Below are 14372 nucleotides of genomic sequence, written 5' to 3'. Positions count from 1 at the left end.
CATCTCCGTCAAGGCAGGAGGTTGGTCATGCCACAAAGTGGCTGATTGTCCAGTGAATCAAGGACTAGAGGAGAGCCATAGAATGAGGAAAACCTGAGGACAAGAAAGCATGGGACGGCAACAACGGGTGGCCATCTTGGGGGCCACAGGAGCAGTAGGAGCGGAGCTGCTGAAACTGCTGGAAGAGCGCCACTTTCCGGTGGCAGAGTTGAAGCTGTTGGCCTCGCCCCGCTCAGCGGGCACCTATTTGACCTTCAAGGGGGAACGGATCCCAGTGGAGCCGGTTTCAGAAGCGGCCTTTCGGGGCCTAGACCTGGTGTTAGCTTCTGCCGGTGCCAGTGTCTCCAAAACCTGGGCCAAAACCATCGTCAAGGCAGGAGCGGTGCTGATCGACAACTCCAGCGCCTTTCGTCTGGATCCCGATGTCCCGCTGGTGGTGCCCGAGGTCAACCCCCAGGAAGCCTTTTGCCACCAAGGGATCATTGCCAACCCCAACTGCACCACCATCCTGATGTGCGTGGCCATCTACCCCCTGCATCGCCACATCCCCCTGCGCCGCGTGGTGGCCGCCACCTATCAATCGGCCAGTGGGGCTGGGGCCCGCGCGATGGTGGAGCTAGAGGAGCAAACCCGCGCCTACCTGCAAGGCCAGCCCTTTCAGCCCCAGGTGTTCCCTTACCCCATTGCCTTTAACCTCTTCCTCCACAACAGTCCCCTGCAAGAGAACGGCTACTGCCAGGAAGAGATGAAGATGGTGAACGAATCCCGCAAGATTATGGGATCCCCCAACCTGCGGCTGACAGCTACCTGTGTGCGGGTGCCGGTGCTGCGTACCCACGCCGAGGCCCTCAACCTGGAGTTCGAGCAGCCCTTCCCAGTAGAACAAGCTCGGCAAATCTTGGCTCAAGCCCCTGGGGTAGTGCTGATTGAAGATTGGGAACACAACCGCTTCCCCATGCCCATTGATGTAGCCGGCAAAGACGAGGTGGCGGTGGGCCGCATCCGCCAGGACATCTCCGAGCCCAAGGCCCTGGAGCTGTGGCTGTGCGGGGATCAAATCCGCAAAGGTGCGGCCCTAAACGCCATTCAAATTGCCGAGCTGCTTTTGAAGGACTAATTCACTACAACTGTCCAGGTTACTGGCCCCGCTGTAACAGGGGCAGCCTGAGTGCTGTTCAACGTCACCGGGGAGTTGGGGTAAGTATAGGTACCGGCTGGTGTCAAAGCTACCGCTGTTTTTACAGGGATGGTCACTGTGCAAGTTCCTCCTACGGCTACTTGTCCTCCGGTGAATTGAATGGTGTTCCCGTTCACCGGAGCTGTGAGAGTGGGGGAGCCGCACGAAGGTGTAAAAATCCCCGCAGCGGCAACTTGCAAACCAGAAGACGGCGCTCCTGGCAAGGTGTGGTTAAAGGCCAAGCCCGTCAATGGAATGGCTGCGTTGTTGGTTATTGTAAACGTCAGAGTTCCATTCCCGGTAACGGGAGCTGGGCCAATTGGGCCAAGCGGGTTGGGAGCAAAGGCCATGGTAAAGGTGGGAGCTGGCACCGTTACCGTTAAGTTGATAGCAGCAGCGGTGGCATTAGGCGCTTGGTTGCTGCTCAGGGTTACCGCGGGGCTGGTCAGGGATCCCGCTGTGGTGGCCGTAACTTGAAGATCCAAGCAGATGGTGCAGCTAGCATTAGCTCCTAGGGTGCCATTGACCAGCAAGATGGAGTTTGCCCCGGGGGGAGCTGCCACCGTCCCGCCACAGTCGTTGTTCAAGTTATTAGGATTGGCAACGATTAGGCCGGCAGGGAGTGGATCGGAGAAAGAGAGGCCAGTCAGCGGCAGGGCGGTTGTGTTGGTTGGGTCGGGGAGGTGGGGTTAAATGCCTTGTAATCGCTTTTCTTGTCATCTCTGCTTTCCTTTTAGTCATCGCCAATTGAACACACTAGAAGTGCGTTTTCCGTAGGGGTGAGCCTAGCGCTACTGGGGAATCATTTTCAGAGGAGAAAGAGGCGGTGAATGGGAATTAGCCGGAAAAAGGGGAAAATTGAGAGGCATTGGGCCTTCAGGGAGAGTGATCTGTGCATCCAATTGCAACGGGGTCCCTGGCTAGCTTTGTGGCCGGCTTGGCAACGGGGTTGGGGGCTTTGCCGGCGCTGTTTCTTCCCTCACTCTCGGAGAGGGTGCAAGGGATCCTGCTGGGGTTTGGGGGTGGAGTGATGTTGGCAGCCACCTCTTTTTCCCTGCTGGTGCCGGGTACCGAAGCGGCCCTGGCGCTGGGACATTCCCAATTCCAGGCAGCGGTAATTATGGGGGCGGGCCTGTTGTTGGGGGCGATCTTTATGGAAAGTGCCCACCAGCTTTTTCCCCACGAGCACTTTTTCAAAGGGCCTGAGGGGGTGAACCGCGCCCATCTAAAGCGGATCTGGCTCTTCATCATTGCCATTGCCCTGCACAACTTCCCAGAGGGTCTGGCGGTGGGGGTGGGATTTGCCACTGGCCAAGTCAGCGATGGGTTGGTGCTGGCGCTGGGGATTGGCCTGCATAACATACCGGAGGGACTAGTGGTGGCCTTGTCGCTGGCAGGCCAGGGGTATTCGCGGCTGTTTGCTTTTGCCATTGCTTTGCTGACGGGTTTGGTGGAGCCCATCAGTGGCATCTTGGGAGCGACGGTGGTTGCCTTGGCTCAGCCGCTGCTGCCCTGGGGCATGGCTTTTGCTGCCGGCGCGATGCTGTTTGTTATCTCGGGTGAGATCATCCCTGAGTCGCACCGGCAGGGGTTGAAGCGGGAGGGCACCTTTGGCGTTCTCAGTGGGTTTTTGTTGATGCTGCTGCTCTATATTGCGCTGGGCTAGAAAGGGATCCTCTCCTGTCTTGACGCGAGGTTTTCAATGCTGAGCAACAAGCCTTTTCTGTGGCGGGGATCAGGGGAGCATGCCTGCCTGCTGCTACACGGGTTGGGGGGTGGCGTATACGAGTTGCAGTGGCTGGCGGAGCGGCTGTTGGCAGCCGGCCTAACGGTGCAGGGGTTTAACTACCCCGGCCATGACCGCCCAGCACCCCGCATGCCTCCTTCCCGCTGGACGGAGTGGTATGGGCGGGCTTTGGAACATTACCTAGCCCTGCGGCAGGAGTACCCCCGCCTTTCGCTGGTGGGGTTTTCCACCGGCTGCCTGTTGGCGTTGCACCTGGCCTTTGCCCATCCTGTCCACAAATTGGTGCTGCTGGCGCCGTTTTTTGCCATTCGCCACCGCTGGTACTACCTCTTTCGCCTAGAGCAGTACCTCAACAGCCTGGGCTGGCTTTTGGACGATGTCCCCCGCTTCCGCCTGCCGATCCGGGATGGCAATGTCCGCGCTTTGGCAGAAAAAGTGGCTTATTTTCGCAGCTTCAATCTGACGGCGGTGCGCAGCGCCCTCGAGCTCATCGAGCAGGTCAAGGGGGAGGTAGCCAGCATTCAAGTGCCCACCCTCATCCTGCAACCGCGCCAAGATACGGTGGTGGATCCCGACCAAGCGGTGTGGCTGTATCGGGAACTGGGATCCGCCGAGAAGAGCCTGCAGTGGCTGGAGCGCTCCGACCACGTTCTCACTTTGGACTGCGAGCGGGAGACCGTGTTTGCCCAGGTCTGTGCTTTTCTCACCCAGGATCCCGCTCCAGCCGCACTAGGGTAACCCGCTGCCAAGCGCCGCGCTCGTCGTAGTCACGCACCAGGCGTAGCAGGTGGCGGCCCTCCGGCCCTTCTGGAAACCAGCTCAGGCTGACGGAAAAGCGGCGATCCCGGTGAAGAGTGGGGATGGGCAAGGGATCCGGCCCGCCAACCCACAGCCCTCCCGGCAGAGGATCCCGAGTCTCTGTTTCCCCCCAGAACTGAACTTCAGTTTCGCTGGGCAAGCTATCGACCGCAGAAAAGCTCTGGGCAATCCCCCGCCATCTTCCTTGCAGGGCTGCGCTCAGTTGCGCTTGGGTAACCGAGGGAAAGTCGGCAACCAGATCCAGCGCTTGGCCGCGCCGCTCTAAGATGACGGTCACCCGCGCCAGGCAGCCCTGGGCGTCCCACTGTTGCACCACCCGCGCCTTGCGATCTCCCCAGAGAAAGCCTTGCTCAACGGCAAAGTCGCTAAACGGCGCTAGTTGCAGCCGCCCGTTAGAAAAGGAGCCATCGGGGAAAAAGCGCAGTCCGGGCGAGAAATCTCGGTAAACCCAGCTCTGGCGGCTTGTTGGGTTAGGGGATCCCTCCAGGGGGTAGTAGGCATTGGTTTGGCGGATCGCGCCCAACTCCAAAGCCTCAAAGGTAATGAGGCTGCGCTTTTGGCCTACTAGCTCCCAACCACCGTGGGCAGTAGGTCGATAGTCAGAAAAGAGGCCGTGCCATTCTCCCAAGTGTAGGGCTAGGCATTGTATCGGGGTTTTCATGAAGAAGCCTGAAGTGCAACGTTGAAGACAGAACCGATGGGGAAGAAGCTCCGGGGTGGTATTTTACCTTTTGGGGATAACATCAGCTTTCTGATGAAAGGGTTGTGGTTTACCGCGGCTCAAAAAATGACAATGCAGCCTGCAGTTGCGGAGGCTTTAGTGGAACGAATAGGACACCGAGTACCCTGGATCCTAATGGGGTTATAAAAATGGAGCTTGGAGATAGCTTCTGTGATCCCGCTGCCATAGCGGGAAGGAGTTCTTTCAAGTTTTCGTCGTTTACCAGTCTGAAGTAGGACTTCACATGGTGGCATCGACGCAAAGCAGCCATACCCTAACCCGTAAACTGTTAAGGGGGTAGCAAGAGCAGATTAAGTCAGAAAAAACTAGCTATCGAAGAATCCTCAAAAGATCCCAGAATGCGTACTTCTGGCTCCAGCAGGATCGACCATTGTTGATAGACTTTTTCCTGGGCCAGACGAATTAGGCGGTAGATGTCATTGGCGCTGGCCTGGCCACAATTGACGATGAAGTTGGCATGGCGCTCGGAGATTTGGGCTCCGCCGATTCGGTAGCCCTTTAGACCCACTCGCTCAATTAACCAGCCAGCGGGATAGGTTTCGGGGTTGCGAAAGACGCTGCCACAACTGGGCAGATGATAGGGCTGAGAGCTTAGGCGCTGGTTGAGGTGGCGCTGGGTTTCCCACTGCACCTGGGCTGGATCTTGGCCCGGGATCAACTGCAATGTTGCCCCTATAACCGTCCAGGGCAAGTCCTGCAGCCGCGAGCGGCGGTAGCCAAATTGCAGGTCGGCGGGTTTCAAGCGGCAGGGCTCTTGCTCTTCATCCAAAATCTGCACCTCCACCACCACATCTGCCATGGCGTGCCCGTGGGCGCCAGCATTCATCACCACTGCTCCCCCCAGCGTGCCCGGGATCCCAATCGCCCACTCCAGTCCACTCCAGCCTTGCTTGGCAGCCGCCCGCGCCAGGTTGACCAAAGGTTCTCCGGCAGCGGCCCAGATCCTCCCCCCCTCCAGCAGTTGCAGCCCGCGCAAACGCCGGGTGTGGATCACTAGCCCCGGCAAACCGGCGTCACTGATGAGCAAATTGCTGCCTGCCCCCACCAGAGTGGCAGGGATCCCTTCTGCCCGCGCCCAAGCCAAACACTGCCGCAGCTCCAGGTTGCTGCCGGGCTCACAATACCACTCCGCCCTGCCCCCTACCCGCAAAGTGGTCAGAGGGGCCAGGGGGATCCCTGGGCGAATCCGTCCAGACAGCAGCGCTTCTTGCCCAGCAGGAAGAAGCTCCTCGTTACCAGCATGGCCTGCGGCGTCGGGCCCACAGGACCTGTTCTGCTGAGGCACCAGCGGAGCTGTCGTCATAGTGTTGATACCTCAGAAGCAGCCATGTTGAAAGCGTGGGTTCTTTGGCCAGGCTATTCTCCCTCCGGAGGAGTCTGGAGCTGTTCCCCCACCTGCGCTGCATATGCCCGCATCGTAGCCGCTATCTGCTGATTGAGGTCGCCTGCACCCAGAAAGATAGCGAGATCCCCGGCTTGCAAAATGGAGGTCAACACCTGCGGCAGTTGCGCTAAAGAAGACACATAGCGCACCTGGGGATGGTGTTCCGCCACCGCCACGGCCAGCCGCAAGCTGTCAGAATGCTCCGACGCTGGCTCTCCTGCCCCGTAGGTGGGCACAATCACCACCACATCTGCATTCTCAAAGCAGCAGGCAAAATCCTGAAACAGGGCGGCCAAGCGGCTGTGGCGATGGGGCTGAAATACTGCCACCACGCGCCGCTGTTGTAGCCGTGCTGCCTGCAGCGTAGCGCGAATCTCGCTGGGATGGTGAGCATAGTCATCGATAAAGGTAACCCCGCCCACCTCCCCTTTGGCCTCAAAGCGGCGCTGCACCCCTCGAAACTCGGCCAGGGCAGAGGCAATTACCGGAAACTCCAAGCCCAACTGTCGCCCAACGGCAACCGCTGCTAGAGCATTGCTGAGGTTGTGGGATCCCGGCACTTGCAGCCGTAGCTGACCCAGCAGGGATCCCCTTTCCCAGATCTCGGCGGCAGTGGAATTGCCCTTGTAGACAATCTGCCGCGCTTGGTACTGGGCTTGGGGATGTCCGGCCAGGCTGTAGCCCACGTCCACCTTGAGGTGGGTGGCCACGTTGGGGCAATCCAGGCAGGCCACTAGGGTTTGGCTCTGCTGACCATACTGCTGAAAGGCCCGGATGACCTGCTCCAGATTGGCATAGTGATCTGGGTGGTCTAGCTCAACATTGGTGATCACGCCAATCTTGGGATAGAGACGCACCAGCGAGCCGTCTGACTCATCCACCTCCGCCACCAGGTATTCTCCCTGGCCTAGGCGAGCGTTGCCGTCCCACGCCTCCATCTCCCCGCCTATGATGAGGGTGGGATCCCAGCCCGCAGCAAGCAGCATGTAGCCAATCATGCTGCTAGTGGTGGTTTTGCCGTGGGTGCCCGCCACACCGATGCTGGGGCGATGGTTAAACAAAGCCGCCAGTAAATCGGCTCGGTGCCAAACCTTTAGTCCCTTGTTTAGAGCCGCCGCTAATTCCGGGTTGGTGGGGCGAATGGCGCTGGAGTAGACCACCTGGGGATTCCCAATCAACCCCTCTGCCGTGTGACCTTGAATAACGCGCACCCCCAACGCCTCTAAGCGGCGAGTGCGGTTATTGGCAACAATATCGGACCCCGAAACGCGAAACCCTTTCTTCGCCAAAATATAGGCCAAAGCGGACATGCCGACCCCCCCAATTCCAACAAAGTGATAGGCCGAAAGGGAGGAGTTCGACAGCTCCAAGCTTTGCCCAAGTAGAGATGAAGACGGAGCCTGCACCGAAATGCCGGGATCTTCTCCCCCCGCTGTCTCCACCATTGCAACGTTGCCTCACTCCTCGCACACACCTAAAACCAAAGCTGCTGCCTGCCAAAAGGCTCGGGCAAGCCAGATCATATCAGCAGTTTTTCGCTTTCTGCAGCAGGGAAGCAAAGCCTAAGGAAAAGAAGCTGCTTGAAGTGCAATTTCGAACTTGACACTCTTTTCCACGAAGCTTTAACTTTCTTAATAAGGGGGTAGCTGTAGGCTTGAAGTTGACGGCAAAATGAGACCCCGACTGCTGTGGTTATTGGCAGGAGCCGGGCTGGTTGGCTGGGCAGCGCTAGCTACCTTAGGGTTGAGCCAACAAGGAGCTATCCAAGGAGCAACGCCGCCGCCAGCCGAAACTCCGGCAGCAGGCGGGGCAACGCCGTTGGCTACCTCGGTCGGGGCTCTGGGCCGTCTGGAGCCGGCGGGGGGCGTTATCCGTGTTGCTGGCCCTCCTGGCGAACGACTGGGGGAGCTGTTGGTAGCCGAAGGGGAGCGGGTGGTGGCGGGGCAGGTATTGGCCCGTCTGGAAAGCTACAGCGAGCGCTTGGCGGAGAGGGAGTACGCTGCCGCCCAACTGCAAGAGGCCCGTGCCCGTCTCGAGGCTGAGACCCGCTTTGGCCAGGCTCAAATTGAAGAAGCACGCACTCGCCTTAGCCGGCTGGACGAGCCCCAACAGTTGCAGATCCGCTCCCAGGAAGCCGTGGTGGAGCGCATTCGGGCGGAGCTAGCCGATGCTGAGGCCAACCTGGCTCGCTTTCAGGCTCTCTGGCAGGAGGGAGCTATTTCCCAGCAGGAACTCGATCAAAAGGCTCTGGTAGTGCGACAGCGCCAGGAGGACTTACAAGCTGCCGAGGCCACCCTCAACCAACTGCGTCTGGCCCGCGAGCGGGATCTGCGCAACGCCCAGGCCCAAGTGCAAGCTGCTGAAGCGGCGTTGAGACGGGCCCAAGCGCAGGTGCAGCTGCAGTCTTTGGCCCGCAACCTGGAACTGGCGGAAGCCCGCTTGGAGCGCACCCTCATCCGTGCCCCCCGGGCTGGCCAGGTGCTGAAAATCCACACTCGGCCGGGGGAAGTGATCGCTGCTAACCAAGGGATTCTCGAGCTGGGCAACACCGACCAGATGATGGTGGTGGCCGAAGTTTACGAAACCGACATCCTGCGGGTGCGACCAGGACAACGAGCTACCATCAGCAACCGCGTGCTGCCAGAAACCCTACAGGGCCGAGTGGAGCGGGTAGGCTTGCAAATTGGCAAGAAAGACGTGCTCAACACTGACCCTGCTGCTGATGTAGATGCGCGGGTGGTGGAAGTGTACATCCGCCTGGATCCAGAAAGCAGTGCCCGCGTGGCCGGCCTGACCAACCTGCAGGTGAACGTGGCCATTGATGCTGAGGGGTAGAGGGGGCGATGTCCAGCCTGTTCAGCTTTATTGGGCGCCGCATTCCCCTAGCCTGGCTGCAGTTGATGCGGGAGAAGATCCGCCTGCTGGTGGCTCTAGCAGGCATTACCTTTGCCTGCATCCTCATGTTCATGCAGCTAGGCTTCCAGGACAGCTTGCTGGAGAGCGCCATCCGCTTCCATGTTGCCCTCAAAGGGGAGATTTTCCTAGTCAGTCCCCAGTCCAACGCCCTTATTGCCATGAACACCTTTTCCCAGCGGCGGCTCTATCAGGCGTTGGGCTTTGAGGGAGTGCGAGCTGTCTCGCCTGTGTATTTGAGCTTTGCCCTCTGGAAAAACCCTGAGACCCGTCGCACTCGCAGCATTTTTGTCGTGGGGGTGGATCCCTCTGCCGACCTTGTGGATTTGCCAGGGCTAACCCCCGACGAGCTGGAGGAGATTAAAAAAGCCGACGTAGTGCTCTTTGACCGCCGCTCCCGCAGCGAGTTTGGTCCAATTGCCCAATGGTTTGAGGCCGGACAAGAAGTCGTTACCGAAGTGGGCAACCGCCGGGTGCGGGTAGGGGGGTTGTTTGAGATGGGGGCTACCTTTGGCGCCGATGGCACCATCCTTACCAGTGACCTCAATTTCCTGCGGATTTTTCCTCAGCGCGAGCGTGGCCTGGTGGATATTGGCGTGGTGCAACTCCAGCCAGGGGTAGATCCCAAGCCGCTGCTGGAGCAGATGCGGGCTCTGCTGCCCGAGGACGTGCGGGTACTCTCGCGGGCAGAGTTCATTGACATGGAGCGGAGCTATTGGGAGGAAGGCACGGCCATCGGCTTTATTTTCGGCCTGGGGGTGGCTATGGGCTTTATCGTCGGCATTGTGATTGTCTATCAGATTCTCTACACCGATGTATCTGATCACCTAGCGGAGTATGCCACCCTCAAAGCCATGGGCTACACCGACACCTACCTGTTGGGGGTGGTGCTTCAGGAGGCCCTTTTGCTGGCTGTTTTGGGCTACATTCCCGCTTTTGCCTTGGCAGTTTTGCTTTACGATTTGACGGCCAGTGCTACCCTATTGCCTATTGCCATGACCTTTAACCGAGCGATGTTGGTCCTGGGGCTAACGGTGAGTATGTGCTTTATCTCAGGAGCCATTGCTGTGCGGCGGCTGCGGGCTGCCGACCCTGCCGACATTTTCTAACTGCTGAAGCAGGAATCCAGAATGGTGGCTTCCTTAGTTAGTAATTTGAGATTCTGAGCTTCCTATGCTGACTTCCCTTCTCAATCAAACTGCCCCTACCTCCACTCAAAATACCGCTGAGCCAGTGGTCAAAGTCGAAGGGCTAAATCACTATTTCGGTGAGGGATCCCTGCGCCGGCAAGTCCTTTTTGACATCAACTTTGTCCTGCACCCGGGGGAGATTGTGCTGTTGACTGGACCCTCTGGCTCGGGTAAGACCACGCTGCTCACTCTCCTAGGAGCCTTGCGCTCGGTGCAAGAGGGCAGCCTGCAGGTGTTGGGGCAGGAGCTGCGAGGAGCCAAGCCCAGCACCCTTGTCCAGGTTCGCCGCAAAATTGGCTATATTTTCCAGGCTCACAACCTGCTGCGATCCCTGACGTCAGCCCAGAATGTGCGCATGGCCCTGGAGCTGCACAACGGCCTGTCTCCCCAGGAGAGCCAACGGCGGGCAGAAACAATGCTGGCAGCGGTGGGTCTTGGGGATCGCGTCCACTACTACCCGGAACAGCTTTCAGGGGGTCAAAAGCAGCGAGTGGCGATTGCCCGCGCCCTCGTCAGCCACCCCAAGTTGGTGCTAGCGGATGAGCCGACGGCCTCCCTCGATAGCAGGTCGGGCCGCGAGGTGGTGACCCTGATGGAGAAGTTGGCGCGGGAGCAAGGTTGCACCATCCTGCTGGTAACCCACGACAACCGCATCCTTGACATTGCTGACCGGGTGCTGCACATGGAGGATGGACGGCTGGAGAGCCAGCCCATTGCCTAGGTTGCTCCCTGGGAGGCGTGACGGCGGTACCAGTCGATGGTGCGCTGCAGCCCTTCCCGCAACCCCACCTTGGCCACAAAACCAATCTTCTCGCGGGCCTTGGAGACATCTAAGCAGCGGCGGGGCTGGCCATTGGGCTTATCAGTTCGCCAGCGAATCTCTCCCTGAAACCCCATCAGCTCGCAGATGAGGGCAATCAGATCCCGAATGGAGATCTCTTCGCCGGTGCCCAAATTCAGGGGCTCGGGGCTGTTGTAGAGCTGGGTGGCTAGAAGGATCCCCCGAGCTGCGTCTTCGGCGTAGAAAAACTCGCGCGTGGGGCTGCCATCTCCCCACACCTCCACGTAGTTCTGGCCCCGCTGCTGGGCTTCATGCACCTTGCGGATTAAAGCGGGGATGACGTGGGAAGTTTCGGGATCGAAGTTGTCCATGGGGCCGTAGAGGTTGACCGGCAGGAGGTAGATGCCGTTGAAGCCGTACTGCTGCCGGTAGGCCTGCAGTTGCACCAGCAGGGCTTTCTTGGCAATGCCGTAGGGGGCGTTGGTCTCCTCCGGGTAGCCGTTCCAGAGATCCTCTTCTTTGAAGGGGACAGGAGTGAACTTGGGGTAGGCACAGATGGTGCCCACGCAGACAAACTTCTCCACGCCCGCCAGGTAGGCAGCATGGATAAGCTGGGATCCCATGATCAGGTTGTCGTAGAAGAGTTCTGCTGGCTTGGCCTGGTTGAGGCCGATGCCCCCCACGTGGGCCGCCAGGTGGATGACGATATCCTGTCCCTGCACCACCTCTTGGCAAACTTCCCAGCGGCGTAGATCCTGGGTGCGGGAGCGTGGGATTCGCACCTGCTCCGGCTTGACGCCCAGGAGGTACAACTGTTGCAGGACATGTTTGCCCAAAAAGCCACTCCCTCCGGTCAGCAAGATGCGCTTTTGGCTGAGATCGATGGCAGTGGACATGGCTGGCGCGGAAAATTCCCGGCTTTCATTATGGCAGGGCGGCAGCTCCTAACTGCCCAAGCTTGAAGACAGCTCTGCCTGCAGCCGCTCTTGAGCCGCTTGGAGAGCTTGCGCCAGTTTCTCCGGCTGTTTGCCACCAGCCTGAGCTAGGTTGGGCCGCCCCCCGCCACCGCCGCCGGTGAGCTTGGCAATCTCGCCGATAAAGGAGCCCGCCTTCAGGCCAAGTTTCTGGACAGCCGGGCTAAAAGCCGCTACAAAGCTCACCTTGCCCGCTTCGGGCACCGATCCCAACACCACTGCCCCTTCCCCCAGCTTGTGGAGTAGGTGTTCGGCAGCGGTTTTCAGCGCCTCTGGGGGAGTGGCTCCCAGTTCCGCCACCAAGATCTGCAGAGGGCCCACGGCTACAGCCTGGGGCAAGAGCTGCTCTGCCTGGAGCAAAGCCAGCTGGCTGCGGGCCTCCTCAAGGGCCTTCTGGGCGGCCTTTAGCTCCGCCTGCAAAGCAGCAACCCGCTCTGGGATCTCCTGGGGCTTGGCCTTAAACTGGGCGCTCAGCTCCCGCACCACCCTGTCGCGCTCGTTCAAGTACTCCAGCACCGCCGGCCCGGCTACAGCCTCGATGCGGCGGATCCCGGCAGCTATGCCCGTCTCAGAGATGATCTTAAATAGGCCAATCTCGGCAGTGTTGCTGACGTGGGTGCCGCCGCAGAGCTCCATCGACACCCCCGGAAAGTCGACCACCCGCACCTCGGCGCCGTATTTTTCCCCAAACATGGCGATTGCCCCTCTGGCTTTGGCCTCTGCCAGGGGCAGGATGGCTACCTGAGCCGGATGGGCCTCGGCAATCCAGGTGTTGACCAGATCCTCAACTTGCTGCAGCTCTTCGGGAGTAAGGGGACGCGAGAGGGTAAAGTCGAAACGCAGCCGGTCAAAAGCCACCAGGGATCCGGCTTGGCTAATAGAGGGATCAACCACCTTCTTCAGGGCTGCCTGCAGGAGGTGGGTGGCGCTGTGGTGGGCCTGGGCGCGCCGCCGACAGGCCAGGTCAATTTGGGCCTGCACAGGATCCCCCACCCGCAGGATCCCCCGTTCCACCTGGCCAAAGTGGACAAACAGATCTCCTCGCTTCTGCACATCCTCCACCCGCACCCATACTCCATCCCCAGCCAGGTAGCCGCGATCCCCAATCTGGCCCCCGGATTCGGCATAAAAAGGTGTGCGATCCAAAACCACCTGCACCACTTGCCCCGCCTCCACTTGGGGCACGGATTTCCCCTCCACCAGCAGGGCTTCGACCACGCCGCGGGCAGAGGACTGGCTGTAGCCGAGAAACTCCGTCTCGATTAAAAACTCGGCCAGCTCGTCCAGGGATCCCTGGGCCATGACGTCAAGGGTTTGGTGGGCAGCGCGGGCCCGCTGCCGCTGTCTTTCCATCTCCTGCTCAAAGCCCTGCAGATCCACACTGAAGCCGTGCTCCTGGGCAATTTCTTGGGTTAGCTCCAACGGGAAGCCGTAGGTGTCAAAGAGCTTGAAGGCGTCGGCCCCAGAGATCTGCTTTGGCGCGCCACTGGCTGTAACGTCTGCAAACAAATCAAACAGCAGCCGTTCCCCCCGCTCCAGGGTCTTGAGGAACTGCTCCTCTTCCCGCTGCAGCTCGGCTTTGATCACCGCCTCCCGCTCCCGCACCTCAGGATAGGCAGCCTCCGCCAACTGGATGGCCGTCTCCACCACTGGCAGGGTAAAGGGCTCGCCAATCCCTAGGAGGCGCCCGTGGCGCACCATCCGCCGGATCAGCCGCCGCAGCACATAGCCCCGCTCCACGTTGGAGGGGATCACCCCATCGGCAATTAGGTGCATCACCGCCCGCGCGTGATCCCCGATGATCCTGAGGGAGACTTTCTGCTCGGGGCTGGCCTGGAAGTAGTCCACCTGGGCGATCTCGGCCGCCTTCTGCACAATGGGGAAGAGCAAATCCGTCTCATAGTTGTTGGGGACTCCCTGGAGTACCTGAGCCAGACGCTCCAGCCCTAGGCCCGTGTCAATGTTTTGCTTGGCCAAGGGGGTGAGGTGGCCCTCGCTGTCCCGGTTGAGCTCCATGAACACCAGGTTGTAGATCTCGAGAAAGCGGGAGTCGTCCCCTAGGTCGATCTGCTCGTCCCCCAGCTCCGGCTTGAAGTCGTAGTAGATCTCCGAGCAAGGGCCGCAGGGGCCAGTGGGGCCAGCAGCCCAGAAGTTGTCTTCCTCCCCCCTGCGCTGGATGCGTTGGGGCGGGATCCCTATCTCATCGCGCCAGAGGGCAAAGGACTCCTCATCCTCCCGGAAGACGCTCACCACTAGGCGCTCCGGCGGCAGGCCAAACACCCCTGTCACCAGTTCCCAGGCCCAGGTGATGGCCTCTTTTTTGAAGTAGTCGCCGAAGCTAAAGTTGCCCAGCATCTCAAAAAAGGTGTGGTGGCGGGCTGTCCGTCCCACGTTCTCGATGTCGTTGGTGCGCACGCATTTCTGGGCAGTTGTCACCCGTGGGTAGGGCGGATCCTGATGCCCCAGGAAGATGGGCTTGAAGGGCAGCATGCCAGCAATGGTTAGCAGCACTGTCGGATCCTCCGGCACCAAGGAGGCGCTGGGCAACACTTGATGGCCCCGCTGGGCATAGAAATCTAGAAAAGCCTGCCGGATGGCGGCCCCGGAGAAAGATGAAGGCATGGCCAAGGCGAAGGGTAACTGTA

At 59.8% G+C, this 14372-nt stretch carries 12 protein-coding genes; 6 read left to right on the top strand and 6 right to left on the bottom strand.

All coding sequences use genetic code 11. The features are described 5' to 3' along the window. Positions 1–109 precede the first annotated feature (109 nt). Positions 110–1117 carry an aspartate-semialdehyde dehydrogenase gene (locus NW806_RS03105; RefSeq protein ID WP_414409965.1) on the top strand — a complete coding sequence of 336 codons (1008 nt, stop codon included), beginning with the start codon at positions 110–112 and terminating at the stop codon, positions 1115–1117. Here NW806_RS03105 and NW806_RS03100 read toward each other — a convergent pair. Continuing rightward, the gene (locus NW806_RS03100) at positions 1114–1740 is read right to left on the bottom strand and encodes a hypothetical protein (RefSeq protein ID WP_414409964.1); all 627 of its coding nucleotides are present in this window, start codon (positions 1738–1740) and stop codon (positions 1114–1116) included. The two genes, NW806_RS03105 and NW806_RS03100, sit on opposite strands and share 4 nt — an antisense overlap. A 329-nt stretch (positions 1741–2069) precedes the next feature. On the opposite strand from NW806_RS03100, the gene NW806_RS03095 reads away from it, so the two are divergent. Next, positions 2070–2843, top strand: coding sequence for a ZIP family metal transporter (locus NW806_RS03095; RefSeq protein ID WP_414409963.1), 774 nt, complete (start codon positions 2070–2072; stop codon positions 2841–2843). Positions 2844–2879: 36 nt separating this feature from the next. Beyond that, complete coding sequence (locus NW806_RS03090; protein ID WP_414409962.1) at positions 2880–3662, top strand: alpha/beta hydrolase; 783 nt, start codon at positions 2880–2882, stop codon at positions 3660–3662. Here the strand turns inward: NW806_RS03090 and NW806_RS03085 are convergent. From NW806_RS03085 to murC, 3 genes are all read right to left on the bottom strand, one after another. Continuing rightward, positions 3628–4404, bottom strand: a complete 777-nt coding sequence (locus NW806_RS03085) for a DUF3598 family protein (RefSeq protein WP_414409961.1) — start codon at positions 4402–4404, stop codon at positions 3628–3630. The genes NW806_RS03090 and NW806_RS03085 overlap by 35 nt on opposite strands. 376 nt (positions 4405–4780) lie before the next feature. Continuing rightward, positions 4781–5788, bottom strand: a complete 1008-nt coding sequence (murB, locus tag NW806_RS03080) for a UDP-N-acetylmuramate dehydrogenase (RefSeq protein ID WP_414409960.1) — start codon at positions 5786–5788, stop codon at positions 4781–4783. 53 nt (positions 5789–5841) lie between these two features. Continuing rightward, complete coding sequence (murC, locus tag NW806_RS03075; RefSeq protein ID WP_414409959.1) at positions 5842–7314, bottom strand: UDP-N-acetylmuramate--L-alanine ligase; 1473 nt, start codon at positions 7312–7314, stop codon at positions 5842–5844. Between the two features lie 298 nt (positions 7315–7612). Between murC and NW806_RS03070 the strand changes: the two genes are divergently transcribed. From NW806_RS03070 to NW806_RS03060, 3 genes are all read left to right on the top strand, one after another. Next, the gene (locus NW806_RS03070; protein WP_414409958.1) at positions 7613–8704 is read left to right on the top strand and encodes an ABC exporter membrane fusion protein; all 1092 of its coding nucleotides are present in this window, start codon (positions 7613–7615) and stop codon (positions 8702–8704) included. 8 nt (positions 8705–8712) lie between these two features. After that, a complete protein-coding gene (gene devC / locus NW806_RS03065) occupies positions 8713–9891 on the top strand; it encodes an ABC transporter permease DevC (protein ID WP_414409957.1) in 1179 nt (392 codons plus the stop codon). 64 nt (positions 9892–9955) lie between these two features. Continuing rightward, positions 9956–10693 (top strand): DevA family ABC transporter ATP-binding protein, encoded by a 738-nt coding sequence (locus NW806_RS03060; RefSeq protein ID WP_414394439.1) that lies wholly within the window; start codon positions 9956–9958, stop codon positions 10691–10693. On the opposite strand, the gene NW806_RS03055 is transcribed toward NW806_RS03060, so the two are convergent. Together NW806_RS03055 and alaS are read right to left on the bottom strand one after the other, a co-directional pair. After that, positions 10690–11649: a GDP-L-fucose synthase family protein gene (locus NW806_RS03055; RefSeq protein ID WP_414394442.1), complete on the bottom strand. Its 960-nt coding sequence runs from the start codon at positions 11647–11649 to the stop codon at positions 10690–10692. The two genes, NW806_RS03060 and NW806_RS03055, sit on opposite strands and share 4 nt — an antisense overlap. A 48-nt stretch (positions 11650–11697) precedes the next feature. Then, positions 11698–14349 (bottom strand): alanine--tRNA ligase, encoded by a 2652-nt coding sequence (alaS, locus tag NW806_RS03050; RefSeq protein WP_414409975.1) that lies wholly within the window; start codon positions 14347–14349, stop codon positions 11698–11700. Positions 14350–14372 lie beyond the last annotated feature (23 nt).

Source organism: Synechococcus sp. W65.1 (genome assembly GCF_047461615.1).
Taxonomy (GTDB): domain Bacteria; phylum Cyanobacteriota; class Cyanobacteriia; order Thermostichales; family Thermostichaceae; genus Thermostichus.
Note: the sequence above shows the minus strand (reverse complement) of the source record. Positions and strands in the feature narration are given on the sequence as shown.

Bases quoted from the DNA above. Each gene is read 5' to 3' on its own strand.
- NW806_RS03105 (WP_414409965.1), top strand. From the start codon at position 110: ATGGGACGGCAACAACGGGTGGCCATCTTGGGGGCCACAGGAGCAGTA.
- NW806_RS03090 (WP_414409962.1), top strand. From the start codon at position 2,880: ATGCTGAGCAACAAGCCTTTTCTGTGGCGGGGATCAGGGGAGCATGCC.
- NW806_RS03085 (WP_414409961.1), bottom strand. From the start codon at position 4,404: ATGAAAACCCCGATACAATGCCTAGCCCTACACTTGGGAGAATGGCAC.
- murB (WP_414409960.1), bottom strand. From the start codon at position 5,788: ATGACGACAGCTCCGCTGGTGCCTCAGCAGAACAGGTCCTGTGGGCCC.
- murC (WP_414409959.1), bottom strand. From the start codon at position 7,314: ATGGTGGAGACAGCGGGGGGAGAAGATCCCGGCATTTCGGTGCAGGCT.
- devC (WP_414409957.1), top strand. From the start codon at position 8,713: ATGTCCAGCCTGTTCAGCTTTATTGGGCGCCGCATTCCCCTAGCCTGG.
- NW806_RS03060 (WP_414394439.1), top strand. From the start codon at position 9,956: ATGCTGACTTCCCTTCTCAATCAAACTGCCCCTACCTCCACTCAAAAT.
- NW806_RS03055 (WP_414394442.1), bottom strand. From the start codon at position 11,649: ATGTCCACTGCCATCGATCTCAGCCAAAAGCGCATCTTGCTGACCGGA.
- alaS (WP_414409975.1), bottom strand. From the start codon at position 14,349: ATGCCTTCATCTTTCTCCGGGGCCGCCATCCGGCAGGCTTTTCTAGAT.